The sequence below is a fragment of the Metabacillus sp. KJ11-3 genome, assembly GCF_055808295.1.
The window spans coordinates 76,136-100,692 of sequence record NZ_JBVVRS010000004.1; the positions used below are offsets into that span (position 1 = coordinate 76,136).

Annotated in this window: 26 protein-coding genes; 25 read left to right on the forward strand and 1 reads right to left on the reverse strand. The window is 33.3% G+C overall.

Features of this window, described 5'->3' with window-relative positions:
- The first annotated feature begins 811 nt into the window (after nt 1-811).
- The 6 genes from AC0L8O_RS27255 (at nt 812) to AC0L8O_RS27280 (ending at nt 8,248) form a co-directional block, all read left to right on the forward strand.
- The gene (locus AC0L8O_RS27255; RefSeq protein ID WP_251683016.1) at nt 812-2,128 is read left to right on the forward strand and encodes a replication-relaxation family protein; all 1,317 of its coding nucleotides are present in this window, start codon (nt 812-814) and stop codon (nt 2,126-2,128) included.
- Complete coding sequence (locus AC0L8O_RS27260; protein WP_251683017.1) at nt 2,100-4,901, forward strand: type IV secretory system conjugative DNA transfer family protein; 2,802 nt, start codon at nt 2,100-2,102, stop codon at nt 4,899-4,901. The genes AC0L8O_RS27255 and AC0L8O_RS27260 overlap by 29 nt, the downstream gene beginning before the upstream one ends.
- Before the next feature lie 185 nt (nt 4,902-5,086).
- On the forward strand, nt 5,087-5,989 hold the full coding sequence (locus AC0L8O_RS27265) for a S1 RNA-binding domain-containing protein (protein WP_251683018.1): 903 nt from the start codon (nt 5,087-5,089) through the stop codon (nt 5,987-5,989).
- Nucleotides 5,989-6,942, forward strand: a complete 954-nt coding sequence (locus AC0L8O_RS27270; protein ID WP_251683019.1) for a hypothetical protein — start codon at nt 5,989-5,991, stop codon at nt 6,940-6,942. The genes AC0L8O_RS27265 and AC0L8O_RS27270 overlap by 1 nt, the downstream gene beginning before the upstream one ends.
- Nucleotides 6,943-6,965: 23 nt before the next feature.
- Complete coding sequence (locus AC0L8O_RS27275; RefSeq protein WP_251683020.1) at nt 6,966-7,532, forward strand: HD-GYP domain-containing protein; 567 nt, start codon at nt 6,966-6,968, stop codon at nt 7,530-7,532.
- Nucleotides 7,533-7,837: 305 nt separating this feature from the next.
- Nucleotides 7,838-8,248 (forward strand): hypothetical protein, encoded by a 411-nt coding sequence (locus AC0L8O_RS27280; RefSeq protein ID WP_251683021.1) that lies wholly within the window; start codon nt 7,838-7,840, stop codon nt 8,246-8,248.
- 159 nt (nt 8,249-8,407) lie between these two features.
- On the opposite strand, the gene AC0L8O_RS27285 is transcribed toward AC0L8O_RS27280, so the two are convergent.
- Nucleotides 8,408-8,836, reverse strand: a complete 429-nt coding sequence (locus AC0L8O_RS27285; protein WP_251683022.1) for a DUF3888 domain-containing protein — start codon at nt 8,834-8,836, stop codon at nt 8,408-8,410.
- A gap of 245 nt (nt 8,837-9,081) precedes the next feature.
- Here AC0L8O_RS27285 and AC0L8O_RS27290 point away from each other — a divergent pair, with 245 nt between their 5' ends.
- From AC0L8O_RS27290 to AC0L8O_RS27380, 19 genes are all read left to right on the forward strand, one after another.
- Nucleotides 9,082-9,276 (forward strand): hypothetical protein, encoded by a 195-nt coding sequence (locus tag AC0L8O_RS27290; protein ID WP_251683023.1) that lies wholly within the window; start codon nt 9,082-9,084, stop codon nt 9,274-9,276.
- A 177-nt stretch (nt 9,277-9,453) separates the two neighbouring features.
- Entirely contained in the window at nt 9,454-9,921 is a 468-nt protein-coding gene (locus AC0L8O_RS27295; protein ID WP_251683024.1) for a GNAT family N-acetyltransferase, read from the forward strand.
- A 126-nt stretch (nt 9,922-10,047) separates the two neighbouring features.
- Nucleotides 10,048-10,560 carry a hypothetical protein gene (locus tag AC0L8O_RS27300; protein ID WP_251683025.1) on the forward strand — a complete coding sequence of 171 codons (513 nt, stop codon included), beginning with the start codon at nt 10,048-10,050 and terminating at the stop codon, nt 10,558-10,560.
- A gap of 260 nt (nt 10,561-10,820) precedes the next feature.
- Nucleotides 10,821-11,270 (forward strand): S1 domain-containing RNA-binding protein, encoded by a 450-nt coding sequence (locus AC0L8O_RS27305; RefSeq protein WP_251683026.1) that lies wholly within the window; start codon nt 10,821-10,823, stop codon nt 11,268-11,270.
- 469 nt (nt 11,271-11,739) lie between these two features.
- Nucleotides 11,740-12,585, forward strand: a complete 846-nt coding sequence (locus tag AC0L8O_RS27310; RefSeq protein WP_251683027.1) for a coiled-coil domain-containing protein — start codon at nt 11,740-11,742, stop codon at nt 12,583-12,585.
- A gap of 457 nt (nt 12,586-13,042) precedes the next feature.
- Nucleotides 13,043-13,450, forward strand: coding sequence for a hypothetical protein (locus AC0L8O_RS27315; protein ID WP_251683028.1), 408 nt, complete (start codon nt 13,043-13,045; stop codon nt 13,448-13,450).
- A 2-nt stretch (nt 13,451-13,452) separates the two neighbouring features.
- Entirely contained in the window at nt 13,453-14,046 is a 594-nt protein-coding gene (locus AC0L8O_RS27320) for a hypothetical protein (RefSeq protein WP_251683029.1), read from the forward strand.
- Nucleotides 14,047-14,425: 379 nt separating this feature from the next.
- Nucleotides 14,426-15,973: a hypothetical protein gene (locus tag AC0L8O_RS27325; protein ID WP_251683030.1), complete on the forward strand. Its 1,548-nt coding sequence runs from the start codon at nt 14,426-14,428 to the stop codon at nt 15,971-15,973.
- Nucleotides 15,970-16,698 carry a hypothetical protein gene (locus AC0L8O_RS27330; RefSeq protein ID WP_251683031.1) on the forward strand — a complete coding sequence of 243 codons (729 nt, stop codon included), beginning with the start codon at nt 15,970-15,972 and terminating at the stop codon, nt 16,696-16,698. The genes AC0L8O_RS27325 and AC0L8O_RS27330 overlap by 4 nt, the downstream gene beginning before the upstream one ends.
- Nucleotides 16,699-16,717: 19 nt before the next feature.
- Entirely contained in the window at nt 16,718-17,899 is a 1,182-nt protein-coding gene (locus tag AC0L8O_RS27335; RefSeq protein ID WP_251683032.1) for a CpaE/TadZ family protein, read from the forward strand.
- A 2-nt stretch (nt 17,900-17,901) separates the two neighbouring features.
- Complete coding sequence (locus AC0L8O_RS27340) at nt 17,902-19,452, forward strand: ATPase, T2SS/T4P/T4SS family (protein WP_251683033.1); 1,551 nt, start codon at nt 17,902-17,904, stop codon at nt 19,450-19,452.
- Nucleotides 19,442-20,422: a hypothetical protein gene (locus AC0L8O_RS27345; protein WP_251683034.1), complete on the forward strand. Its 981-nt coding sequence runs from the start codon at nt 19,442-19,444 to the stop codon at nt 20,420-20,422. Before AC0L8O_RS27340 ends, AC0L8O_RS27345 begins: the two co-directional genes overlap by 11 nt.
- A gap of 11 nt (nt 20,423-20,433) precedes the next feature.
- Nucleotides 20,434-21,339, forward strand: a complete 906-nt coding sequence (locus AC0L8O_RS27350; protein ID WP_251683035.1) for a hypothetical protein — start codon at nt 20,434-20,436, stop codon at nt 21,337-21,339.
- Between the two features lie 182 nt (nt 21,340-21,521).
- The gene (locus AC0L8O_RS27355) at nt 21,522-21,674 is read left to right on the forward strand and encodes a hypothetical protein (protein WP_251683036.1); all 153 of its coding nucleotides are present in this window, start codon (nt 21,522-21,524) and stop codon (nt 21,672-21,674) included.
- A gap of 12 nt (nt 21,675-21,686) precedes the next feature.
- Entirely contained in the window at nt 21,687-21,836 is a 150-nt protein-coding gene (locus tag AC0L8O_RS27360; protein WP_251683037.1) for a hypothetical protein, read from the forward strand.
- A 93-nt stretch (nt 21,837-21,929) separates the two neighbouring features.
- On the forward strand, nt 21,930-22,100 hold the full coding sequence (locus AC0L8O_RS27365) for a hypothetical protein (protein ID WP_251683038.1): 171 nt from the start codon (nt 21,930-21,932) through the stop codon (nt 22,098-22,100).
- Between the two features lie 50 nt (nt 22,101-22,150).
- Entirely contained in the window at nt 22,151-22,321 is a 171-nt protein-coding gene (locus AC0L8O_RS27370; protein ID WP_251683039.1) for a hypothetical protein, read from the forward strand.
- A gap of 69 nt (nt 22,322-22,390) precedes the next feature.
- On the forward strand, nt 22,391-22,768 hold the full coding sequence (locus AC0L8O_RS27375; protein WP_251683040.1) for a hypothetical protein: 378 nt from the start codon (nt 22,391-22,393) through the stop codon (nt 22,766-22,768).
- 18 nt (nt 22,769-22,786) lie between these two features.
- Nucleotides 22,787-23,281 (forward strand): peptidase M23, encoded by a 495-nt coding sequence (locus AC0L8O_RS27380; RefSeq protein ID WP_251683041.1) that lies wholly within the window; start codon nt 22,787-22,789, stop codon nt 23,279-23,281.
- The last annotated feature ends 1,276 nt before the right edge of the window (nt 23,282-24,557 follow it).

Genomic DNA, 24,557 nt, shown 5'->3' on the forward strand with positions numbered 1-24,557 from the left:
TGTTATCATCAAAATATGTATTGCCGCAATTATTTACGCATTTACTGCAACAATAAAAATCGGGTTTATATTACTTTACGAAGTGAAGCTGTATCTCAAGATCTAATGATGCTAAGGTGGAAAACATTTGGTTATCAACTTCAATTTTTTTACTATTTTATAAGATTATATCTAAACTTAAACAACTCCTCCAGTATCTTATTACTTGTTCTTTATAAATATAAGTCAAAAATTTCATTGTTATCTCAGGGTCATCAGGTCTTCTGGTTACTTTTTGTGAAAAAGGGGAGGTATTTTATAAAAACCCTGCAATTTTTCACACTTCCCTTTGACAAAGGTTGTATATTAAATCCATGGGTAACACCAAGGGCAATATAAACGATTAATGGAGCACTCCCAACAGTCCAAACACAACAAAAGTATGTTGGACTTGGACTGTTGGATGGGCCCCACAATCAACACCCTTGGTATATTAACATTTATAGCAATTTTCCAAGGGAGACTTATTTACAAAATACACCTCATTTTACCCTATATTTTTCTTGGTATTTATTAAGTCTCACAAAGTAACATTTTTACCCTAAATAATCTGTAACACTCATCCTAAAAGAAACCAATAACATATACTTTTTCTTGATTTCACCTTAAAGTAAGTCTCAATATGTGTTTTTATTCACTAATCCCAATAGTTCTAGAATTTAGTTATACCCTTATGTATAATAGTTACCAAATAAAATAAATGGGAAAGAACCCTCACTTTAACCTGAAATAGGTTATTTGTTGAGGGTTCTTTTTTTTGGAGGTTGATAATGTGAAATTACTAGCGAAAAACCATTCCCCTAGAAGTCAGGGAGCAAGATTATCCGATAATGATCTAAACACATTGCTCTTTCTTGCAAACCAAAGATTGCTAAAAACACAGCAACTCTACATGTACAGAAAAGCTCTTGAACCAAATACGAAAGAAAAAAGCTTTAGTGAGAAGATACGAAGGTGGCGTAAGGACTACCAGCTAATTAAGGATTATGAATATACATTAGGTATCGATGGATTTCGATATAAGTATTATAGAATTACCAGGAAAGGAATAGACACTTTAATACAGCATGGTCTATTACCTTCTTCCTGGGACGATGTTCAAATAAGCAAGTTCTCTAGTATTACTAATATTGATCATTTTCTCGGTACCCAAGAAGTCGTTATTAGAGCAATCGTTGAAAATATTTCTATTGAAATAGAATCTCTGGTACCTACTCAATACGTATATACAGATATAGAAAATCCCGATCTTACTTTAGTAAAACCAGATTGGATACTAAAATTAGGAAATCTGCATCTTAATATTGAATTTGATACAGGTAATGAAAACCTTAGTGTCATTAAAGATAAGGTTCAAAGATATATCAAATACAGCAAGCAAAACCCTAACGAAAGACACGTTGTTTTCTTAACAATCATTGACGATAGTTTTCGTACAAGGAAAAATTACGGTAGTGTACGAAATAAACGAGTTGGAAATATGAAAAATACACTTTTTTACTTAAACGACTTACACATTCAGAATTTAACCGTATTTATTCTACCGCTACAGCGTGTCCATAACGTGCTTAACAACGTAATACTTGGGCTACAACCTTATTCAGAGCGGATGAAAAGATTAGAACCTAATACAGTGTTCACACTTCTTGGAGAGCACAATAACTACTTTGGATATAGCGTTAAGAAATTACCGCTACATAGCGTTTATGAGAAATCTAGCATAAAACATGAGTATTACGCAGACTTTGCAGCGTGCATTTCCAATAAATCAGGAACTGTGAAAGAAAATGTATTAGCGGTACTAGCTGAGGAAGGGAACGCTCAAACTTTGGAAAAGATAAACAATCTATCTCGACTTGCTTTAGAAAATCGATTTGACGTTCCAGTTGGCAAGATTCTTGTACTCTATAAAGAGAGTCATCAAAGAGTAAATGATATCCTTTCGATTGTTGCACCCAATGTACTAATAGGGGATATCGAGGAACTTAAGAAAAACTTAAATAAGGAACCTGTATTCTATATAAAAAGCGGATTATATACTGCAATGAAAGGAGTTACTTATGAAGGACAACTCCACTCTTATGCGTAAATTACCTTTTTGGACGGTTTCCATTTTAATTACTTTGACTTTAATCTTATCCATTAGGGCGATAACAAACATTACTTTATTATTGATAGGTCAATTCACAGAAGACATCCCAGTATTTCTTCTGTTTGGTAGTCCTTTAAAACCAAGTTTATTAGGTTTAATAATGATAACTATAATTGGTATAGGAACATGGCTCATATCTACCAAATTCAAAATATATCAAGGTAGTGCTTGGCGAGTAATTATCTTTTTCACTTGTATTTCTGGTATTACCGCTTATTATACATGGTTACTAACTGCTCCTGTTTATAACAATGTTGTTCCTTACCTCCTTAAACACGTAGCGGAACTTGAAGTTACGAATATTTGGCATGGTGTTTTAGTCGGTAATCCCCAAAATTTAATGGTATTACTCGTATTTATACCTCTTATAGTCGTGGTATTACTTCTTATATGGCTTTTTGGACAGTATTCCCAACATAGCTATACATTTAAAGAAATATTCTTTGAATTTGAATTTAAGCAAAAACATTTACAATTTTTCTTTATGATGGGAGCAGAAGAACATTGGCCAGACGTTATACTTGGTCCTGATTCCGTTACAAAAGAATTACTCATACAACCTGGACGAGATCGAACGCTAAATAACGTAATTATAGGTAGTATCGGAAGTGGTAAAACCGCTGCGTTAGCACTTCCAACATTGAATCAAGATCTTCATTGGATGACAAAATTCATTAACGAATTTTCAAGTATCTATGAGAGGGCGGATTACCATACTGAAGAAGTAAAAGGAATGTACCTCAATGGAATAACAGTTATTGAACCATCCAATGATTTATGCAAGAAAACATTCGATTTAGTTAGAGCTCATAATATCCCGGAAGAAACAGTCTTTTATATTGATCCGACCAATCCTGATACACCAAGTATTAACCCTATGAAGGGTCCAGTTGAACAAGTAGCAGAAGCATTCGCAATGGTTATTGAAGGTTTAGCAGAAGGAGGAAATGGAGGAAACTTCTTCTTCCAACAAAGTGAAAGAAACCATCTTAAGCATTATATCTATTTATTAAAATTACATGATCCTAATAAAGAAGTGACATTCGATATGCTTCTTGATATGTATGATGATCCTCAATTAGTTAGACGAATGCATGTTACCTTGAAGAAAACGTTCCCTGAAAATATTGAATCAATAACAGATCGTGACGAACGTAACCATTGGAATATAGTTAAGCAGATTGATAAATGGTTCGACTCAAATCTATTACCCAAAACATCTGGTGGGAAAAATGCACAAGCTGAAGTTGTTAAAGAAGGTGAATTTAGAGGGGATACTGTTTATTACGATGCAAAAGCTGAATACGTTCAAGGTTTAAGGAATATTCTTAATGATATTGGAGCAAACAAATTAATTCGTCGTGTTCTTTTTGGAAAATCTGATTTTGATTTCGATAAGCACTTGGAATTCGGTGGTGTCTTATTATGCAATACCGCTAAGGGGGAACTTGCAAATTTGTCCAATGTACTTGGTAAATTAGTATTACTTAATTTACAAAATGCGGTGTTTAGACGTGAACCAAATATAAGTTCATATCATCATATTTTAGTTGATGAATTCCCTGATTATATCTATCTTCCATTCAAGGAGTTTCCAGCACAATCTCGTAAGTATAAAGTTATTGTGACAGTAGTAGCTCAAACAATTGCTCAGCTGGCTGATAAATACGGTGATAAATATATGCATACTTTACTTGGAACACTTAGGCATAAGATGGTCTATGGTGATATTCCTGAATTTGATGCTGATCTATTTTCAGGTATTTTCGGAGAAAAAGATGTATTTGAAGAATCAATGAGCGAACAGTCTGTTTCACCTCTTCAAGAATCACCTGTAACTAGAGCAGGCAGCAATTACACGAAAAAAAGGGAAGTTATTATGTCACCGAACGATATTATTTATCAAAAACCTTTCCAGGCAGCTGTTAAGTTAGTCGTTAAAAATCGACCGATACCGGTTCGGCAGGTTAATGCAAACTTTGTTCCAAAAAGAGAATTTAAGAAGGCTAGATTCACAGTGAATGAAGATTATGGTTGGCTATGGTTGAAAGAGCGAAATAAATCACTAAATGGTCATGAAGATCCAAGTCTAGATCTTATAACCGCTCCTTTAGATGAAGACGAGGTAAATGATACTCAATCACAGGGAGAGAAGAAAGAAAAATTAGATTCCGATGATTTTGAGACTCAATGGAATTATCACCAAGAGCAACCAGTAAGTGTAAAATATAAAATTGACCAATCCTCAACTGATCGTCTAAGGAGCTATAGAAGAACTATTCCTGCTAAAGTTATCAATGTTAATCATACTGAAGTACCTACAATTATTGATCAAAGGGAAGATAATAATACTGAAGTAACTACAAGATCATTATCTAATATAGAAGAGGATTCGGAGATTACTGCTGTTAAGATTTATGAAAACGAAAATCCTATATCCACTTCAATTGCAGAAGAGAAGTATGATATTCCGTATGATATTCCTAGTGTGGTAGACTCACAATCAGGTGATGATTTTCTCGATGAAATCTTCGGGAAAGAAGTTAATAGTGAGGTAACTGCTACGAGCGAATTATCAGTTGACCAAGAGCAAATGTTCGAAGAATTAAAGAAACATGTCTCTGATATAACGTTAGAAACTGAGAATGCCTTTCCCTCACCAAAAGGTGAACTAGATCTTGATGAGTTTTTGAATGATTACAAAGAATAACTTTTAATGACGATTGCATTCTGTTAGGATGTAATATACAATAAAACAAAATTTAAAGTGAAAAATATAACATTCTTAATATATTTGGGAAGCACCCAAAAACAACAATAGTTAGCGCTATTGCATGTTTTTGGGTGCTTTTTTATATTTTCTTCACTATTACAACACATTTCAGGAGGTTTTTTATGGAAGGCACATTAAAGCAGTCTTGGACAGATGATGTTGAACTAGAGGTTTTAGCTGCTGCACGCAGAAATAGAGAGATTTTAAAAGGGGTTGTTACATCGGTTTCAACAAAGAGCACTAGAGTATTAGAAGAAGGTAAATACGTTCAAAAAGAAATGGAAGTAGCTGAGTTCCTTATTGAAAATAGCTCTATAAAGGCTTACTGCTCAGCTCATGAATTCTCAGAACACGAGTTTCGCTCATTATCTGGTTTTGTTGGTTCTTTTCAAGAATTTATTGTTCAAGATATCTTACTTGATGATCAAATAGCTTTTATAAGCGTTAGAGAAGCAGATCAAATAAAGAAAGAGGTCTTCTGGGAAGAATTAATTAATGCAGATCAAAAAGATAAGCTAAGTGAGACTACTTACCAAGGAGTTATCTCAGGTTATAATCCGGAGACTCAAAACATTTTTGTTCGTATAAATGGTATGGACTGTTTTATGAGAAGAAATGACTGGGATCACGGACGTGTACGTGATATTGCTAGTCTTGTAGATCGAGGCACTCCAGTTGATGTAAAGGTTATTAGAATAGATAAGGAACGTAATTTAGTACAAGTATCTAAACGAGCAACAACAGAAGATCCATTTAATCAATTAGAACCGTTAAGAAACGCAAGGGCTATAGCAGGTAAAGTTACAACCGTTCATGCGATTCATGGAATATTCATCAAACTGGACAATGGTCTAGAGGTAAAAGGATTAAAACCTTCAAATATTGAAGAACCAGTAGTTGGTGATATTGTAACATGCAGAATTAGAACTATTGATAAAAAGAACCGCCATTGTAAAGTCGTGATCACAGGATATCCAAGAGGTAAAAAGAATCGTAAAGATCTTGGCGGATTTTTGTTTGAGTAATGACAAACCAAACGAATACTGAAATTGAAGAAATTCCTTATTTCTTTTCAAAAGAAGGGGAGATACCTTTTTGGGATCACCCTTTACTTTCTGGATATAAGTTATTACCAAAGGGGTACAAACCTTACACGACGATTGAAGCAGTTTTATCTTTATGTATAAAAGGAATCATTAAAGAAGAGGACATGATGGTTCTTAAAGTTTTAGGTGACGCTATTTGTTGTAACGAAGAACAATTAAGAAGATATTTGTCTTCAAAGATGAGTCGCTCAGACGTATCCAAAAAACTAAATAAATTTCGGATATATGGACTGGTTGATAGGTGGAAAGTCAGAATACGATCGGATGAGGAGGAAAAATATAAACCTCCCGCTCCATTCACTATTGGAATAGCTGGATACAAACTTTTAAAACACTATTATAATCATGAGTTCTTCATGGATCCTAATAAGTGGGATTCTCTTGGCATTGGTGCTGTGCAGCGCTACGTAGCGATGAATGAGTTAAGATGTCAGTTGGTTGAACGCAAAGCAATTGCAAATTGGAAATGGAATGCCTTAGTAGAAAACAATAGACTAATTCGTAAACCGCTTGGTATAGCGGAGATAAAAACACCTAGGGGTAAATTGAATTTTCTAATTGAAAGAGCTCAGATGAATCAAGATTTCCTAGGTTTCTTACGCGATAAACTTAAACAGTGGAAGACAGTTTATGAGAACAATAATAAGAACATCAAAGTTGATGGTTTTGAACAAAACAACATAATTATAACAATATTTACTTCTACTCTCTCCATTGCTGAAGTTATTCAACGAGAACTATTGCTAGATACGTTACCCTTTAAAGTGTTTATTTGTGTAGAGGAAGACCTTGTAAAGGATAGTTTAGCTACATCATTTTATTTACCCACATCAGAAGCTCTTGTACGTAAAGAACTATCGTTTTTCAAATGAATGGAGAGGGAGGCTTAAACCTAATGAAACAAGTTAAGGAAAAACCAGGTCTCTTTGACTCTATTGAGAAGTTATTTATTCATGATGTTTATACATATCAACACTCTTTTAGAGTTGCTGATCTCCTTTATAAGTTCGGCCTTTATTTAAATTTAGATGATACATTATTGAATGAACTGTTTGAATTAGGAACACTACACGATATAGGAAAATTAGAAATACCATTTGATGTTTTAAATAAAATTTGCCCTCTAACAAAATATGAAAGACAATTGTTCTTTAAACATACAATCTATGGGTATGAGCTGTTAAAAGAACTGAACTATTCAAAGACCTTTTTAGATGGACTCCTGTACCATCATGAAAATTTTGATGGTACAGGATATCCATATGGAATAAAAGGAATGGACATTCCGCTACAAGCAAGAATGTTACGTATTGTTGACAGTTATGATGCCATGACTAATGAACGAAGCTATCAAAAGGCGTATACACATAAGAGAGCACTAAATGAAATTTTATACCTCCGGTGTAAGCACTATGATCCTATGTTGGTTGACCCTTTTATAAAGATGATGAAAAATAAATAAATTTATAGTTTTATTAAGTAGTTCAGTTAACAATGTTTCTAATTGAACTACTTTTTTTATAAAACATGAATCACATATTTTACAATTTACCTAAATAAGGTGTTTTAACTTTAATTGTAGGTTTGGAACCACACCATCGGCCAATGTTAACTATTAAGTCTGACAAGAGTAGATTTTTTATACAGATTGAAAATTAGTTCTATACAAGCTTTTGAGGACACCTTTTTCCGCAAACGGGCCATTTAACGGAACAACTAGGTAACTTATTTAGCCTTTATCCGTCTAACAATCCAAGGAGGGATAACGTGAGAGTATCAAGATTATTTTTTGGTTTGGCTATTTTCGTTTTATTAACTGCTGTTGGATGTTCTAATTCATCGGATAAAGGTAAAGTAAAAGTTCATAAAACTGAAAATCCTAATGCGGAAGAGGTTTTAAACTTAGACCCTGAAGCTGATATATTTCAGTTCGATGGAGTGATTTATCAGACTGGAATTGATTGGGTTGAAGAACTAACCTTAACAAAAGACAAACAGGTAGGAGAAATAAAAACAAAAAACGATACAGATACAAACTTTGAAGATGAAATGTCGAACAAATTGCCTGTTGTTGCAAAAATCTTTTCGGTTAAAGAAAAAGAAGAAATTGGAGGACCAATTTTACTTGTAGAATCGGAAGGTAAACTTTTTAAATACTACGGGCTTGTTGAGGGTTAACCAATTTTCGTATATCCGCAAACGGGGCAATCCTTTCATAAGGATTAGCGCCTATTCAGTAATAAGGCCAGATTGGAGAAGATCAATTAGAATGAAATTGAGAATGTGAAGAGTTACTCTTAAACTAACAGGGCAGTATAGGCTAACAAGAAATGATTTTTAATTGCTATTATATGGTTTACCTTTTATATAATTTACCATTATAATATTCTCTTCAGGTGAAAAGTTATAGAATAAATTCGAACTATTTGTTAGCTTAAAAGTTAATTTGTCTACACTTATATGCTTTGATTTATCCCCTAAAATGTTTACCTTGAAATTTATCTCGTAATAAGACTCTTCTTCATTTGAGACTTCATTTACCTCTAGGTTAATCAATTCAAATCCTACAGATTCAGATTCGCTAAAACTGTAGTTATCTCTTATAGCATCTATTATCTTTCTAGCGAAAATATTGACAATAAACTCTTCAGTAGGGTTACTTGCTTTAGCATTGTCTATATTTTCGATTTGTGTAAGTGAATACACTTCATTGGAATAGAAAAACGTTAGAGTAAATATTAAAGAAACTATTATAAATTTATACATTTTAATCAACATCCTTTTTAAATTAATGTTTACAATTTGTAAGTAAATTATTAATTCTTGTATCGTTAAGAGAATGTCATATTAACGATAAATATGTAACAAGAGCAAGAAAACACAAAACCATTGTAGTTTAGTAAGTAGTAAAGCGAAGGATTAAAACTCCTTTTATAGAATTTCTTGGACTAAAGAAGCATTTAGGTAAAAAGGAAATGCTAAAATTAATGTGATATAGGGAGGTGGATACTTTGCTTGCATTAAAAGAGTTTGCATCGAGTTTTTTATTTATAGTGAGTTGTTTAATATTCGCAATAAGTGCATATTTACTTTATTGGGCAATTATTATGCCTTTACTTGCAATTATTCCTTTTCTCATTTCTCTGGTATCTGGATTATTATGTCTTTACAGTTCAAGAAAGTTTGATGCTAAAAAAGACAAGTAATACTTTAATAAACGGATATGCTTATTAAGCTATCGGGTAGCTTTAGTTCCATAACCATCTTCAACAATAAAGCGCTATTCATGAATAAGGATAACGCTTCTATTATGTTAAGCATTAAATTTTGAAGTTAATTAGATTTATTTGAAGAACTTTTATTCGTGTATGGGTGGTGATTGTATGGAATACATACCAATTGATCTAAAGGAACATAGAGATTATGTAATCCAATTTAGAAAAGATTCTTTTATTGTTAGCTTTGGATCTGATAATGATTTTGGAAATGAAGAAGATTATCTGGACTGGTTAAAACAACAGTCGAAGAGGTACCCAGAGGGTTTTGTATTAGCTGTAGAAAATCAGCAGCCTATTGGTCAACTTGAACTAACGTTGAAAGAATATGATGGAAAGCAAATTGGTTATGTTAACTTATATTATCTAATTCCTGAAAAACGAGGTATGGGGTATGGTACTTTACTTCACAACTATGCACTTAAATTCTTTAATAATAATGGAGTGAATGAATATCATCTAAGGGTTTCACCAAGTAACCATAACGCAATTTCTTTTTATCTTAAGAACGGTATGAAGAAAATAAAATCTGAAATGAACGGAAAAGTCTTGAGGTTTTCAGGAACTCTTACTTGATAACAATTTCTTGATATTACTACGTCCAATCTTCAACAATAGAGCGCTTAAATTGAAGTTGGTTGCCTTTTAGAAAAGGGATAATATATTTGATTGAATGGAAAACTTAAGCATAGAGGTGATTATATGCGTATATTATTCCTTTCGCTTTTAATTTTTGTTCTAAACACTACAACTTCAGTTGCTGAAACTGAGAGCCAATGCGAAAAACAAGTAACTTCATTTTTATCTGGGTTACGTGTTGAGGATCCTAATAAGGCTGTAGAATTATGGATATTAGGTGTTGAAAATAGAAGTGGTGCTGTCCAGTTTGCTATGCTATCTTCTTCACTAAAACAGAAGAGTCGAGCTCAATATGAGAAAAGGGGCTGGGGTACAGGTCAATCAAGTCCGTGGGTTGATAATTTTCAAATTGAAAGTAAAGAGATTCTTAACGACACAAAAATAAAGTTCACTGTTTCTTATAATTTACTTACTTCGTATGCAAACTTTGGTAAATGGAAAAAGGTAATTACAGTTGAGAAAAATGAATCCCCATATACTAATTGGCTAATTACCGACATTAAAACCGAATATAATCAATGGGAGGCATTTACTCCTGGAGAAACAGTCATTAAAAGTAGAAGTATTAAACAATAGAGCGGAATTCTCTAATAAGGATTAGCGCATTTTTTTATTTGACCCTGCTAAACAATAGTATTGATTTTTGGAAATTCCAAAATTAAATTCAGAAGAACCATTCGATGGAAAACTAAGCATTAGAAATGTGCTTTTGCTTTTGGTTAGAAGGAACAAATTAGAACAAATAAGAGGAAAACAACTCCAATTGATATTATTATTTCACTCGATTTGTTATAATGAAGTGTTTTTAACATTTATTGAGGGGGAACATTATTTTTATGTCAATTGAAGTAGGGAGCAAGGTACAAGGTAAAGTAACAGGAATCACTAGTTTTGGAGCATTCGTAGAATTACCTGGAGGCTCAAGAGGTCTTGTGCATATTAGCGAGGTAGCAGATAGCTATGTAAAAGATGTTAATGACCATCTTAAAGTAGGCGTCCAAATTGAAGTAAAAGTGATTAGTGAGAAAGACGGAAAAACTGCCTTGTCCATCAAAAAAGCTATAGATAGACCCGAAGGACAAACCTCTTCTTATTCACAACGCCCACCACTCCAAAGAAGCGTTGATAGCCGTTCCAAAGACTTTCGTTCAAAAGGCAATTTCAAATCAAAGGAAAGTTTTGAAGATAAGATGTCTCGTTTTTTAAAGACTAGTGAAGAGAATTTGTTTACCCTTAATCGTAACACTGGAGCAAAACAGGGCGGTAGAGGCGGAAGACGCGGATAACCTGCAGCATTTTTAAATAATTCATCATATAAATTAGAGGCAAGCCTGAATAAACTGGCTTGCCTTCTTTGTTCAGATCTAAGCGCGATTGTGGAGCTAAACGGGTAGAAAATGATCAAACTATTTTATAATATAAAAATATAGTTAGGATAAGAACCCATTACCTTAACAAACTATCTTGTGAGGTATTTTTATACTCTTTTCAAATCAACAATTATTACATGTATACTAAATTTATTAAGGTTAACTCCGTTAACACCTTGTTACATAAAGTAAATTTATGTTAACAGGTGTTTTTTTGTATTAACACATGTTTATAATATTAGGTATAAGTTATGTTTGAAGGGAGATTTAATATATAGGGGAAAAATTCGAAAAAAAGGTTAAAGGGTTTAGAGTTGGACCAGAAACTCATGAAATCGTTGATAAACTGATTAAAGAATCGGGTAAAGATCATAACGAATGGTTTGTGGAAATTGTTCAAAAGCTATCTACGAATGAATTAGTCCTAGATAAAGAGAAAATTTCTGTTGATCTTAGAAAACATTTCTCTAGCGACGTATCTGCCCTAAAAGATGCCACGAATCTTATCACTAATACATTTATTAATCAAATGAACAGGATTGCTGTTGAAAAAAATAATTGGAATGAGAATTTACAGAGAACGATTAAAGACCATGAAAATAAAGAGAAGCAATACAAAGAATCAATTAGATCCCTTGAGGAGTCATTAGAAGTACGAGAACAAACCATTCAAGATGCTAATAGCAATATACTACAACTTCAGAATAAAGTAGATGGTTTTGATAAATTAGAAACCCAATTACGTAAGGACATCGAGCGCCTTGAAGGCGAGAAAAATAGATTGGATGCAGACCAACAAAGATTAAGAGAAGAAAACGTGTCAGACAAAGAACGATCCCAGCACCAAATGGATGAATTGAAAGTAGAACATAAGGAAGAGAAAGATAAATTAAATCAGCAGATTGTAGGATTATTAAATAAGTTGGAAGAACAAGAGCCTGTTAAAGAAGAAAATGAAAATCTAGCTTCTCAAGTTAAAGAGTTACAGGAAAAATTACGAAGTACCAGCTTGCAATATGAAATGAATCTGACTAGGGCTCAAGAACAAGCTGAAATAGATAAACAGAAGGCTTTGTTGCAAAGTGAACGGGAACTAAGGGAGCAACTATATGACCAGAATAGAAGTGATCAAAAAGAACTTTACGATAAAATTGAAGCATTACAAAGTGAGGTTAACCAACTTCGTATAGAGAATAGTTCATTGCTAAATCGTATCTCTGAAGGAGAATAGTACATATGACGCTATAAAATTCCTCAGTAAATAATCCATCAAGTCGAACTTTCTTAGGGTAATTAGAAATAGAGGGAAGTCAACATTCGTTAATATATGATGTAAAAAGGAGATGTAAACAAGTCATTCATTGCTTGTATTACATCTCCTTTTTTGTTTCATTTCTATTTAACAACTTTTAAATTTTTTATCTTTTTTCGGTTCTTTTTAGCGTATTTAGCAAGTTTTTTTGCGTCACTAGAAGAAACGCCTTGCTCAGCTAAACTCTTATGTTTCCACATATTTCTAACCTCTTTCGTAGGAAATGTTCGTTCTTACCATACTTGTCCAAAAAAGATGATTTTATACGTACTATCTCTCTGTCATCTTGAATAGATTGATTATATAACTATATGACTCTTTGACCCTAGTTTAATGGAGGAAAAAGGGGCTAAAGGGGAGAGGGGGAGGGTGTAAGATGACATTAAATCCTATTTTTAGAAAAGACGCACCAAATGAAGAGGTTAATCATAATGTTCGGAAACAACCGGTAGACAAGCCGAAGAGGGCTACTAGAAGCGATAAGAAGACAAACATCAAAATTCCACTCACATTGGAGGAAAGGCAGCTTATACGAAAAGTGGCCAAAGAGAAGAAAATGTATCCTACACATCTATGTACATATCTCATACAAAGAGGTTTACAGCTGGGTACCCATTTTCCATTAGTTGATTATCCTTCAAGTTCTGATAAATCCTTTCCAGCAAAATTAAATCTCAACTCAACTGAAAAAATTGATTCTTTAACGATCGAATGGGATTGTAGTCGAAGGCAAGCTGCACACCGTATTCTTATTACAATGCTTAAAGCGGAAGGAATCGAATAACGATGAGTCATAAAAAACTTAACGTCTATAACTCCGCATTAGAAGAAATTAACCTTGCTGCCAGTACGAAATCCTTTTCTCAAAAAATAACCAATCGCTTTTTAAGGTTAATGACTCAAAAAAGCTACCAGGAATATGAAATAGAGCTACCATCAAGCATTTTCCTTAGAGGGGAATTGTTATGTGAGGATATATCAGAAAAAAGCGGTATTACCTTCGACTTTCACAGCCTTGTATTGGTTTTAATTGAGGATTTTTTAATTGGTTTAAGAAAAAAATATGACCCCATCACTGTATATAAAGGTCTCCTTGCGAGGGATCAAAGACTACCAATTGTAAAAAGGTATGAGACAGAACTCGAGTTAATATCTAAATCAGAAACAAAAACCGTTGGTATTCAGTTTCAATTAAATAGGAAATTGGCGCTTAGACTTGAAGTATTTGTAGCTGATTTGGAGGATTTAAATGTTGAATATCCTTTTGATGTTCGAAGCATTATTGAAATCTTAATCTGTGACTTTATTACATGCTATAAAAAGGGACTAAGTAAAAATGCCTTCAACCAAATTGTAGAGCATCTTATAGGCGAAAAATAATACCTTAAACGGTCTGACAGTAAGGGAGATTTTATTTTCGAATGAAAACCAATATAATCCTCCTTATTATTTTTATAGGAGGATGTACCATAAGCAACAATAGATGTATTACTTACTAATTTTTAATCTATTTGACTTCTAAAATACTAAATGATAAGATTTCCTTAGTTAACGTCCTTTCTTAAGATTTAAGAAGGATTCTTTTTTCTGAAGAAGATCCTAGTTACCACCCATTACTAGGATCGACAAACATTTACAACACCCATACTTCAGTATAAATAAATATAACGGGAAGCCCCCGAAAACATCAGATTATTAATCAATAATCTTAAGGTTTTCGGGGGCTTTTTGCGTTTATTAGAAAGTTAGGAATTCACACATGAAAAAAGTATTATTAGCCGTCGGTGGTGGAGCTTACAGCAATATTTTACAAAGGAATTTTTCAAAAGAACGTGATTTTTTTACACTTTGTGACCAAGAAGTTATGCACTTCCGCTACATGTCTGAAGTTATTGAAATTGATAAGCCAGATATCCTTATTGTTCATGATCACTATCTTCCAAGTGAACAAACTGAGGTAGAAGAACGTCAAGAAGAGTGGTTAAATTTCATTCAGTCATTAAGGGCAGAATACGATGATTCAATAAGAATAGTTTTTCTATGTGAACGCCCAAGAGATGATACATTCCTAAGTTACTTAGTGAGTATAAACGTTCTTGATATATTCAATGAACGAGCAATTGATATCCAGCAAATGATGGATCAATTAAAAGATAAACCACGCTATTCTCTTGCAGCAAAATTCATACAACAAATTACCCCTCGATTATTTAACTACAGCGGTGAAGTTGAAAATAATAGTGAACCGGAAGAAGAACAAGGTGAGTCGAAAGATACAATCGATGAGAAGGTTCAAAAAATCAAGAAAGAGGAAAAGAAGAAAGAACGTCCTCAAAAAGTTATTGTAAAAAAAATTATTGAGAAAAAGATCGAAAAGAAAGTAGTACTTAAGACAAAGAATGTGATTAAGCGGGATTATAACATTCAAATAACTAATCAAGTTGAGAAAATCGTGGGTGTTCCAATTCAAGCAATAACAATATTAGTAGGTAGCCCATTTTCACGCTCTGGTAGCACGTTTGTTTCTCACTTGTTAGCAAGAGAATTAGCTAAATTAGGGGTTAGCGTGTCCTATATAGAAAGTCCTTATTCTACAGCTTATTCCTTTGACCGCTTTATTGGACATAAAAGGAACCCTGATTATCGCAGTAAGTTTTATCAATTCACAAAAGAAATAGATCCAAAAATGACAAGTGTTTATGACTGGGAAGTTGATGAGGTTAATATGATTGTCCGTCATCCAACTAATGAACCTATTTACGGTATGAAAGAAATACCTTTCGAAGTTTATGTGAAGATTCTATTAGCTTCTCAATCAACCGTAACAATCTTGGATGTTGGAACGGATTGGAATCAAGATATATACCAGGATTTATACGATATAGCAACACATACGTACTTTATTTTAGAGCCAGATATATCAAACATTCAGTTTTTAGAAGACCCAGACAATGTAGTGACTGAGAACTTCATGCAGATGTTACAAGATGATAAAACACACATTATTGGAAATCGATTCGATAAGAAACTTCTAGATAACCCTATGATTAATGCTCTTTATGCAGAAAAGATGATTACGTACATTCCCTGTTTCTCACCAAACGATATTTTTGAAAGTCATTATAGAGGAGCATTCTTCAATGACTCATCCAAAAATCAAAAAATTATAAAAGAAGCACTCAAACCTATTATAGAGGACATGCTTCCAAAAGATTTCTTAAAGAAACGAGGAAGAAATGGCAAACTTCTTAATGACTTATTTAATAAAAGTATAAAAATTGAAAGAGGGCAGGAGGATTTTAAATGAAACCCAAAGCAAAAGTAACATTGGGGGTTTTAACATTCGTTACTGCTGCTGCATTCACTCCCATATATGACATCTTTATTAAAGACAAGATAGACAGTGTTGAAGTTGTGGTGGTGAAACCAGGAGCAGATATTGAAAAAAATGAGAGATTAACGGAAAACATGTTTCTTATAGAGAGAAGAGATAAAAAAGACCTTATCGATGACGTTCTTTACCCACACGATCTACCTTCAATTATTGGTTATGACTCATCTCAGCTTATGGTTTCAAACTCAATTGTTTCAAAAAAGATGATTGATTTTAATAACTTAGTTCCCGATGCTTCAGAGGGGGAAGCAATAAGACCCATCATGAGTGAAATGATTTATGCTCAGCCAGGATCTTTAAGAAGGAAGGACCGAATAGATATTTACCTTGTAGATGAAGCATTTGTTAAAGAATCAAACAATTCAAATGTTGATGGAGTCAGAGAACCCAAGGCTGATGCTAGCTTACTAAAAAAACCACTTCTTGAAAATGTAACTGTTGTGTATGCAAAGGATTCAAGTAATCGGGAAGTAATCAATGAAGTTGGTGAAGGTACGGCAAAAAGTAGTGAATCTGAACGACTAAACGCTACCGGAACTATTTCTGATTTAGAGGTCATTCTAAATGAAGAAGATTTTCAAAAATTAATGAAAGAGATTATTGAAAATAAAAACAAATTATATATTACCTACAACTAATCAAGGAAGGAGCCTTTTTATGAAGATAGCGATTGTCAGCAAAGAACATAATTACAAACAACTATTTGAGAGCTATGAACAAGTCGAATTAGCTTTAGTATTTGACAGAGTAAAGGATGACAATAATACAAGTATTCAAGTAACTGCTCTACTGGTTGATGGACAAAATATCCCATATACAGATCTTGAAAGAGTCAGAGATGTTTTTCCGGATATACCGATCTTCTATAAGCTTCATAACGTAACAAATGTTATTTCCACCAAAAATATCAAACGTGTATGTGCTGCTCATAAAGTTGTGGCTATAAATGAGTACTTAATACCTGAACAAGTTGCTAGTGAAATTGTTAGGTTGTTAACCGATCAAAAGGGCTATGCCAGTAATAGAATCATCAGTTTCTTTGGGACACATAGCGGAGCTGGCGTATCAACAACAGTACTTAATGTGGGTAGAGGACTTTCTGAACGAATTCAAGGTAAAGTGCTAGTTCTTAGTCTTAATGCATGGGATCCCTCAGATTACTTCTTGGAGTACAGAGGCGAGTATTTGAACGATCTAAAAGTGGATTTAAAGACTAAAAGTCTAACAGAATCCAGGTTAAAAGAAGCTTTGTTCCGATATAAAGATTTTTACCATTTAGCTGGTAATCGCGATATTAAGCTTCAGAGATATTTCACGAATGAGGAAATTGCACATTTAATCGATGTAGCCAAAGAAGTATTTGACGTGATTTTAATAGATGGAGGTACACATTTCGATACAGCTTGCGCTTCCCAGGCTTTTATATCTAGTGAGTTGAAATTTGTTATTACTAACCAAGAGGATAAAGGTTACAGAGGGTATTTCCCTCATGTGTTCCAACAACTTCTTGAACCAATTGGAGCATCTAAAAGTGATTTCATGTTGATTGTTAATAAGTATCAACCGAATATGTCACTTATTAGTGAAAATGACTTAGAGGAAGAGTTAGAAATGCAAAAGATTGCGATGATACCTGATTTAGAAGTATTGGGGCCAATTGCAATTCGCCAAAAGAAATTGCTTTATGATCTATCGGAAGGTAAAAATGCTTATCGCAAATCATTAGAATCCATATGCAACCTTATAATTTCTGAAGCAAAGCTACCAGAAAAGAAACTTACTTCTCATGATAGTAACAATAAGTTCTTTGGTTTCTTTAAGAAGAAAGAGGGGGCTTAAGGATGAAATCATCAACTGAAGTCCTTTTTATTGAAGCTGTAGAAGATATTGAATCTTCTTTGGGTACTAATTCTGAACCATATGATGTTTCGGAGTGGGTGAATGGACAACTTGAACAAAAGGGTCTACAGAGTGAGGAATTTGTTACCTTTGAACGAAAAAAAGCATTTAGCCAAATATGTAAAGTTGTTCGAGAAGAGTTCAATAATCTTATAAATCTCTCTAATGATGGCAACTTAACAAACGAACAACAAAAAGACAAAGAGAGTGAGTTCTTAGAAAGACAGCATAAAGCAGTCATTGGTGATGAAAAGGAAATGGCATATTTTATTTCGAAAATTACCGAAATCCTAAGAAGGCACAATATTACTTCAAAAGATTATTCTACTTTTTATTCAAATCTAGCAGAAGCAGTATTCCATGAAGTTTGGGGGATAAGCTTGTTGCAGAAGTGGGAGCAATATCCAAACTCAGAAGCAGCAGTTATTCGTGGACAAGAACTTTGGATAGATATTGATGGGAAATTTATCAAACAAGAAGAACGCTTTTCTTCAATAGAAGATGTTGAACGTATAAAACGTACTTTCACTATGAGAAACAAAGACGCAATTATCAATGAACAAACACCTGAGCTTGAAGTTGAAAAGGAAAATGGTGATCGTGTAACAATGATTCAAAAACCACGGTCCCGGGATAATTATGTTATGTTTCGCCGTTTCATCGTTAAAGACATAAGCTTAGAAGAACAAGCAAGGCTTAACACTATACCAACTGAAGATATTGAAATACATAAAGCACTGTCAAGAACAATGCCCAACACTATTATTGCTGGGCGTGTCAGATCGGCAAAATCAACTTTTATGAAATCACTTCTAAGGGAACGTGATCCTTATTATGTTATGGCTGTTATTGAAAAACACTTTGAGCTTGCATTAAGTGAACAAATGCCTGATCGTCTATGTTTTGAAGTTCAAGCAAAAGAAGGAGATCTTCACTTAGCAATTCCAAGGTTACTAAGAATGGAGCACGACTTCATTGTTGTAGGGGAAATAAGATCTTTAGAAACTGAGGGTTATCTTCAAGCTTGTGAGCGTGGTGAACGTGGCGCAGCATCCACATACCACTTAACGGATGTTGAAAATGTTGTACCACAGATTACACGACACCTACTTGATGAATTTCCTAACCGCTCCTTTGAAAATGAAGTAGCTCGTGTTGCTAAAAGTATAGATATCGTATACACGATGGGTACAGATCGAGATAGAAGAAGAAAACGTGTTGTCGGAGTTACAGAAATCATTTGGAATGAAGAGAAAAAATCATATTCAACTAATGATTTAATTAAGTACAGCCGAGTTACAGAGAAATACTATTACTCCGCTAATATCTCGAAGGAATTGCTATCTAAAATGGCTGAAGAAAATCTGGAGGAAACAAAAAAGTTAGTAAGGTTGTTAAAAGAGCGCCAAGCAGTCTCTCCAATGTCAGACTACCACAATATAGCAAATTCTCTACTGATTGATCTTTTAGGAGAAGATGTCAATGGAGTTTAAATATTGGTTCTGGTCAGATGGTGTTATTTATATTCTGTATCTCATTATTTTTATAAGTGGAGTATTCCTAGCTAAGTTGATACTTGAAGTACCTATTAAGGAAAAAATGAACCATCTTCATTACAAGAATCGTCTTAGAAAGATTCGTATGGCTTTAGAAAATGAGAAAACAACAGAATATAGACATCCTTTAATGAAACATATATTCCTTTTAATTAAAACAACAAGCAAGGAAAGTACAGATAACGATGTATTAGCTTTTTGGGCTTTCACAGCAACTCTATCAATCTTTACTTTTGGTTTTATATTATATAACTTTCATGACATTGTTCTTTCTATTGCAATGGGCCTACTAGTCGGTAGCATCCCTTATATGATTCTTCAAGTCAGACTGAGGAAATTACGTTATTTAATGGGGGAAGAGTTCCTCACGATTGTTCAAACCCTTACTCAACAATACAATGCTCACGGCCATGATATGTATTATGCCTTAGTAGAAACCCAAAAGACCGTACAGAATAAAAAATTAAGATCTGTATTCTTACGTTTAATTTCAGATCTTCAAGTATCCCGGAATGAAAAAGAACTTAAGTTAAGCATTTCAGTATTTGTATACACAGCTGGAAGCTCATGGTCTAAACGATTAGGAAATATTATGTTGAAGTCTTATCTTCATAACGAAAATGTGCTTAGTACCTTGCTTGTATTAACAAGGCAAATTGAAGAAACAGAAAGCATGCTTGAACAAGAAAAATCTCAAACTCTTGACTCTGTTTATAATGGTTATTTAACTGTTCCTATTTTCGTTGCAGCTCTTGGGCTTGGTTATGCAGTTTCAGGAGCACAAGATTGGTTTCAGTTACAATTTCAAAATTTTTGGACTTTATTGCTGTTAACCATTTCGTTTATAGGGGTAATATTCTCTGTCTTCTTATCAATTCTCTTAAAAAGACCAAAAAATGATATTTAGGAGGGGGTAAAATGCAAGAGAGTGCATTAATTTTTAAGTTTTTACCTTATATCCGTTACCTTATAGTGATTGTTTTATCAATTTTAGCAGGCATTTTAGTTTATATGGGCTTAACCTCTCATACTGAAAGAATTCAAGATCGACTAAGGGTAAAGCAATCAGTTCAAAAAGGTAGAGTAAAAGTATTAGAATCTGCTTCAAAATCGACTTCAGAGGATTGGCTAATGAAAGCGGGATACCCTCTTGGCCTTAATGGATTGACTTATAACATCATATTCTTCTCGATCCTGTTCTTACTTCTTGTAAATTATGTGATTGTTCCTTTTTTATTTAAAGGGGATTTGAGAACTTGGGCTATGTTAGCAATAGCGGTATTTTTCATTGCATTTAACCCAAACTTTAAAACTCTTTTCTATTATGTAATGAAACGAGTAATTGAATATAGGCAAGCCAAAAAGAATGCTGAAATATTCATGCTCTATGACCTTATAATTAACGAGCTTGAAATGATGAATGTTAGCAGAATAAATACTTACAACATCTTAAGAGATTTACGTTCCTATTTTACAGTGATTGATACTCCACTAACAAAAGTATTAACAGCATGGGGGAACGACCAGGGTCCAAAGGTAGCATTAGAAGAGTTTGCAAAAGAAATAGGTACAAGAGAATCAAATGCTCTCATTCCAGTTATCAAAACACTGGATGACGTTGATCGCGAAACAGCATTGAATTCACTTAAAGGAATGAGAACAATGTTTGTTAATTCTCAAATTGAAAACTATAGAAGACGAATGAAGATTACAAAGGATCTCACTTCTATACCAATAAACACCACTCATTTTCTTATTATCTTAAATTTCTTAGTAGTCATTATTGTTATGGTAAGCACACTAATGAAAGCCAATACTCTATAGGTCTTATTTAACCGTTTAAGGAGGTGACGAACATAAATACTACGTTATCTACTTTTATGAAAATTGCCATAACAGCAATTGTAACTGGATTGCTTATTTTCGGTGCTCTCTTTGCTTCTATGAGCGACATTACGAATGATGTAAACAAATATATTGAACACAATTAAAGAAGGTGTCTCCTTGTGAATAAAACACTATCTACCTTCATGTCCCTTACCATAACCATTTCAATATTATCAGTTCTTATTATAGGAATTGTTTATCAATCTCTAGCTGATAAAAATGATGATCATATCAATGTTTTAGAAGATGAATATAACCTGCAGCATAAATAATGGAGGGCAAACATGAATACTAGCCTAAGTACATTCCTAAAAATTGGGGTGACCGCCTTGTGTATTGGTATTCTTCTCTTTGGAGTAGCATTTAACATGCTTGATAAGGAAGCCGGAGAATATAAGCAAGAGATGGATGATAAAAGAATCACCCTACCATAAAGGGAAAGAAATATATCTAATTAGCTTTTTAGTAGTGGAAAAACATCTCTTTTAATTTATAAAAAATAAATTTATTAGTTGGAGGCATAACCTATGAATCAAACATTAAGTACATTTTTGAAAATTGGAGTAACAGCCTTGTGTATTGGCATTCTTCTATTCGGCGTTGCTTTTACAATGACAGATAAAGAAGCAGGAGAATATGAGGCTAAGATTGATGCCGTCACAAATGATGTACCTACTACATCTTCAGTAACGCCATAAATTGTTCTTATTACATTCTATATTAAAAATTACAAGGAGGCTATTAAACTATGAATCAAACATTAAGTACGTTTTTGAAAATTGGAGTGACTGCATTGTGTATTGGTATTCTTCTCTTCGGTGTTGCCTTTACAATGACTGATAAAGAAGCTGGCCAATATGAAGCATTGATTGATGATGTAACGGATGAAGTACCTACTACATCAACAATTACACCATAAATAATAGATATCATTTTTAAAACACGGAGGGGGAATCTCCTCCAAGTCTTCATTAAGGAGAGAGTTTGTATGTCAGGAGTTTTAGCAAAATGGATGACGTTAATAATCGCAGCAAATATCATGTTTGCTCCAATACTTTCTTACATAGATAGTTTACATAGAGAAGCTGTAGAGGTTGTACTTCAAGAAAGTGCAAAAAAGGCAGCTATTGAAGGGCGTTTTACACCTACAATCATCAACGAAATGAAAAGAGAATTAGTTGATAATTATAATTTTGATTCCAGTAAGATCGTTATATCCGCTACAACTTCATTGACATATAGGGAAAACTATCTAACCGCAAGCATTGAAGTTCCTAGAGGACCAATTTTCTTATTTGAAATCTTTAATTCTGGTCCAAAAACAATTAAAAAAAATACCAAAATATTAAGTGAGTACATTGATTAACAGGGGCGTGATAATGGTATGGCTAATACGTTGAGAACTATGTTTTTAATTTTGATTTTTGCAGGTTTAATGTCTATGCAGTACAACATTGATTCTGATAAAACAGCAACACGACAAATTAAAAACGCACTTGAATTAGCTGTACATGACGCAGCGCTAGCCCTTGATGAGTCACAATTAAGTCAAGGTAAAATTGTGTTTGATCAAGAGCAAGCACTTGAAAACTTAAAAAATAGTCTTAATTATACCCTGGATCTTACTTCTTCAGCTGGCTATTATTATGAACCTAAATCAACCTCATTCTATAAAGAAGATCTCTACATAGATCATATTGAGTTTATTGATGATACTAACGCTACCTTCCCGTTCACTTATAATAATCCTTATTTTGATATTATTGATACTTTAAATGGGCCAAGTATCGTTGCAGTTTTAGCAACAAAAAGTCCAAGATATTTTGCAGGAGAAGGGATAACTATAAGGAAGGCAGTCGTTTACGAATATCGTAAATAGAGTTTTATTTTTGTTTTTGCTTGTTTTCATTAATGTCATATGCGTCATTATTCTTAAATATATTAACACGTCCATATTAAGTATAAAAAAGGCCATTTCCTATATGAAAACGGTCTTTTTAAGTTAAAACAACTGAACTTCACGATTTTTATACTGAATTGGAATTTGTTGCTGCAGCTACAAATTAAAGTACCTAAACTAGATACAATTAAATTTTAAAATGGGAAAGGGAATTGGGGTAATCCAATTCTGAAAAGACTACTATCAAAGGATAACAGTCAAAATCAGATTTAACATGACACATTATATTTATTCAGAATAGAGCATGTTTAAGTCCAAATTACACAATCAAAAAATCATGATGATAATATACAGTTCGCATGAACGAAAAAATGGCCTAAATAATTAGACCAAATAACCCTTCCATCGATAGCTCACCTTAGAATATTTTGTAAATATTTTATGTGAATTTATCCAAATGAACCTGGTTAATTTCTTTTTAATTATCAGAACATATCTAATCAAAAAGGACTGCTATCAATTAGATAACAGTCAACAACAAATAAGAAAATAAAAGCAACCGGATTGGCTTTCAGAGGTTTGTAGATATTACTTACAAATGTTATTCGTTTAAATTGCTTGTTTCAGAACGGTAACAACAACAATTTACTTCTCAATCCGATATGTTCCTCACTCCTCAGATATTTTTTGGTATTCTTTTACCTTTCGATAGAAAGTCGTTTTTGACATGTTCGCTTTCTTCATTGCCCTTTAATTCAATAAGAAAGGGGGCGCTTATAGCAATAGTTTTCTTCGCGTTGCAGAGACATTCTCATCATTATTTATTCCCTCTATACTAAAGTGCCCAGTTGCTAAATCAGGGACAATATCCGACTTACTTGCATTTACGTGCATCCTCTCGACCAAAAATCAAGTTTCTTTAAGTTTTGACACCAAAGAATAGAAGTAAGTAACGGGAAATATAGAGAATATATACTATTTCATGCAAAGTTTTGTATCTGGTGTTGAACTAACAATTTATAGGATGTAGTATTATAAAAGTAGATATTTTCCAAATCGGAGGAGGAAAAATGAAAACGTTCAAAAAGATTATTTCTTTTATAATAACTTATAACATTATATTTATTATATTTTTAAACCTGCAGTATATTTATAGATTTGAAAGAGAATATGAAATTTTCTCTTCATTAATGTATTCGTCTCTATTTTCTCTTAGTTTCACCATCATACCTTTAATAACTTTTGGATTTAGTTT

Bases quoted from the DNA above. Each gene is read 5' to 3' on its own strand.
- AC0L8O_RS27315 (WP_251683028.1), top strand. From the start codon at position 13,043: ATGACATTAAATCCTATTTTTAGAAAAGACGCACCAAATGAAGAGGTT.
- AC0L8O_RS27305 (WP_251683026.1), top strand. From the start codon at position 10,821: ATGTCAATTGAAGTAGGGAGCAAGGTACAAGGTAAAGTAACAGGAATC.
- AC0L8O_RS27270 (WP_251683019.1), top strand. From the start codon at position 5,989: ATGACAAACCAAACGAATACTGAAATTGAAGAAATTCCTTATTTCTTT.
- AC0L8O_RS27345 (WP_251683034.1), top strand. From the start codon at position 19,442: ATGGAGTTTAAATATTGGTTCTGGTCAGATGGTGTTATTTATATTCTG.
- AC0L8O_RS27330 (WP_251683031.1), top strand. From the start codon at position 15,970: ATGAAACCCAAAGCAAAAGTAACATTGGGGGTTTTAACATTCGTTACT.
- AC0L8O_RS27275 (WP_251683020.1), top strand. From the start codon at position 6,966: ATGAAACAAGTTAAGGAAAAACCAGGTCTCTTTGACTCTATTGAGAAG.
- AC0L8O_RS27295 (WP_251683024.1), top strand. From the start codon at position 9,454: ATGGAATACATACCAATTGATCTAAAGGAACATAGAGATTATGTAATC.
- AC0L8O_RS27320 (WP_251683029.1), top strand. From the start codon at position 13,453: ATGAGTCATAAAAAACTTAACGTCTATAACTCCGCATTAGAAGAAATT.
- AC0L8O_RS27300 (WP_251683025.1), top strand. From the start codon at position 10,048: ATGCGTATATTATTCCTTTCGCTTTTAATTTTTGTTCTAAACACTACA.
- AC0L8O_RS27265 (WP_251683018.1), top strand. From the start codon at position 5,087: ATGGAAGGCACATTAAAGCAGTCTTGGACAGATGATGTTGAACTAGAG.
- AC0L8O_RS27350 (WP_251683035.1), top strand. From the start codon at position 20,434: ATGCAAGAGAGTGCATTAATTTTTAAGTTTTTACCTTATATCCGTTAC.
- AC0L8O_RS27380 (WP_251683041.1), top strand. From the start codon at position 22,787: ATGGCTAATACGTTGAGAACTATGTTTTTAATTTTGATTTTTGCAGGT.
- AC0L8O_RS27360 (WP_251683037.1), top strand. From the start codon at position 21,687: ATGAATACTAGCCTAAGTACATTCCTAAAAATTGGGGTGACCGCCTTG.
- AC0L8O_RS27365 (WP_251683038.1), top strand. From the start codon at position 21,930: ATGAATCAAACATTAAGTACATTTTTGAAAATTGGAGTAACAGCCTTG.
- AC0L8O_RS27335 (WP_251683032.1), top strand. From the start codon at position 16,718: ATGAAGATAGCGATTGTCAGCAAAGAACATAATTACAAACAACTATTT.
- AC0L8O_RS27260 (WP_251683017.1), top strand. From the start codon at position 2,100: ATGAAGGACAACTCCACTCTTATGCGTAAATTACCTTTTTGGACGGTT.
- AC0L8O_RS27375 (WP_251683040.1), top strand. From the start codon at position 22,391: ATGTCAGGAGTTTTAGCAAAATGGATGACGTTAATAATCGCAGCAAAT.
- AC0L8O_RS27340 (WP_251683033.1), top strand. From the start codon at position 17,902: ATGAAATCATCAACTGAAGTCCTTTTTATTGAAGCTGTAGAAGATATT.
- AC0L8O_RS27285 (WP_251683022.1), bottom strand. From the start codon at position 8,836: ATGTATAAATTTATAATAGTTTCTTTAATATTTACTCTAACGTTTTTC.
- AC0L8O_RS27325 (WP_251683030.1), top strand. From the start codon at position 14,426: ATGAAAAAAGTATTATTAGCCGTCGGTGGTGGAGCTTACAGCAATATT.
- AC0L8O_RS27370 (WP_251683039.1), top strand. From the start codon at position 22,151: ATGAATCAAACATTAAGTACGTTTTTGAAAATTGGAGTGACTGCATTG.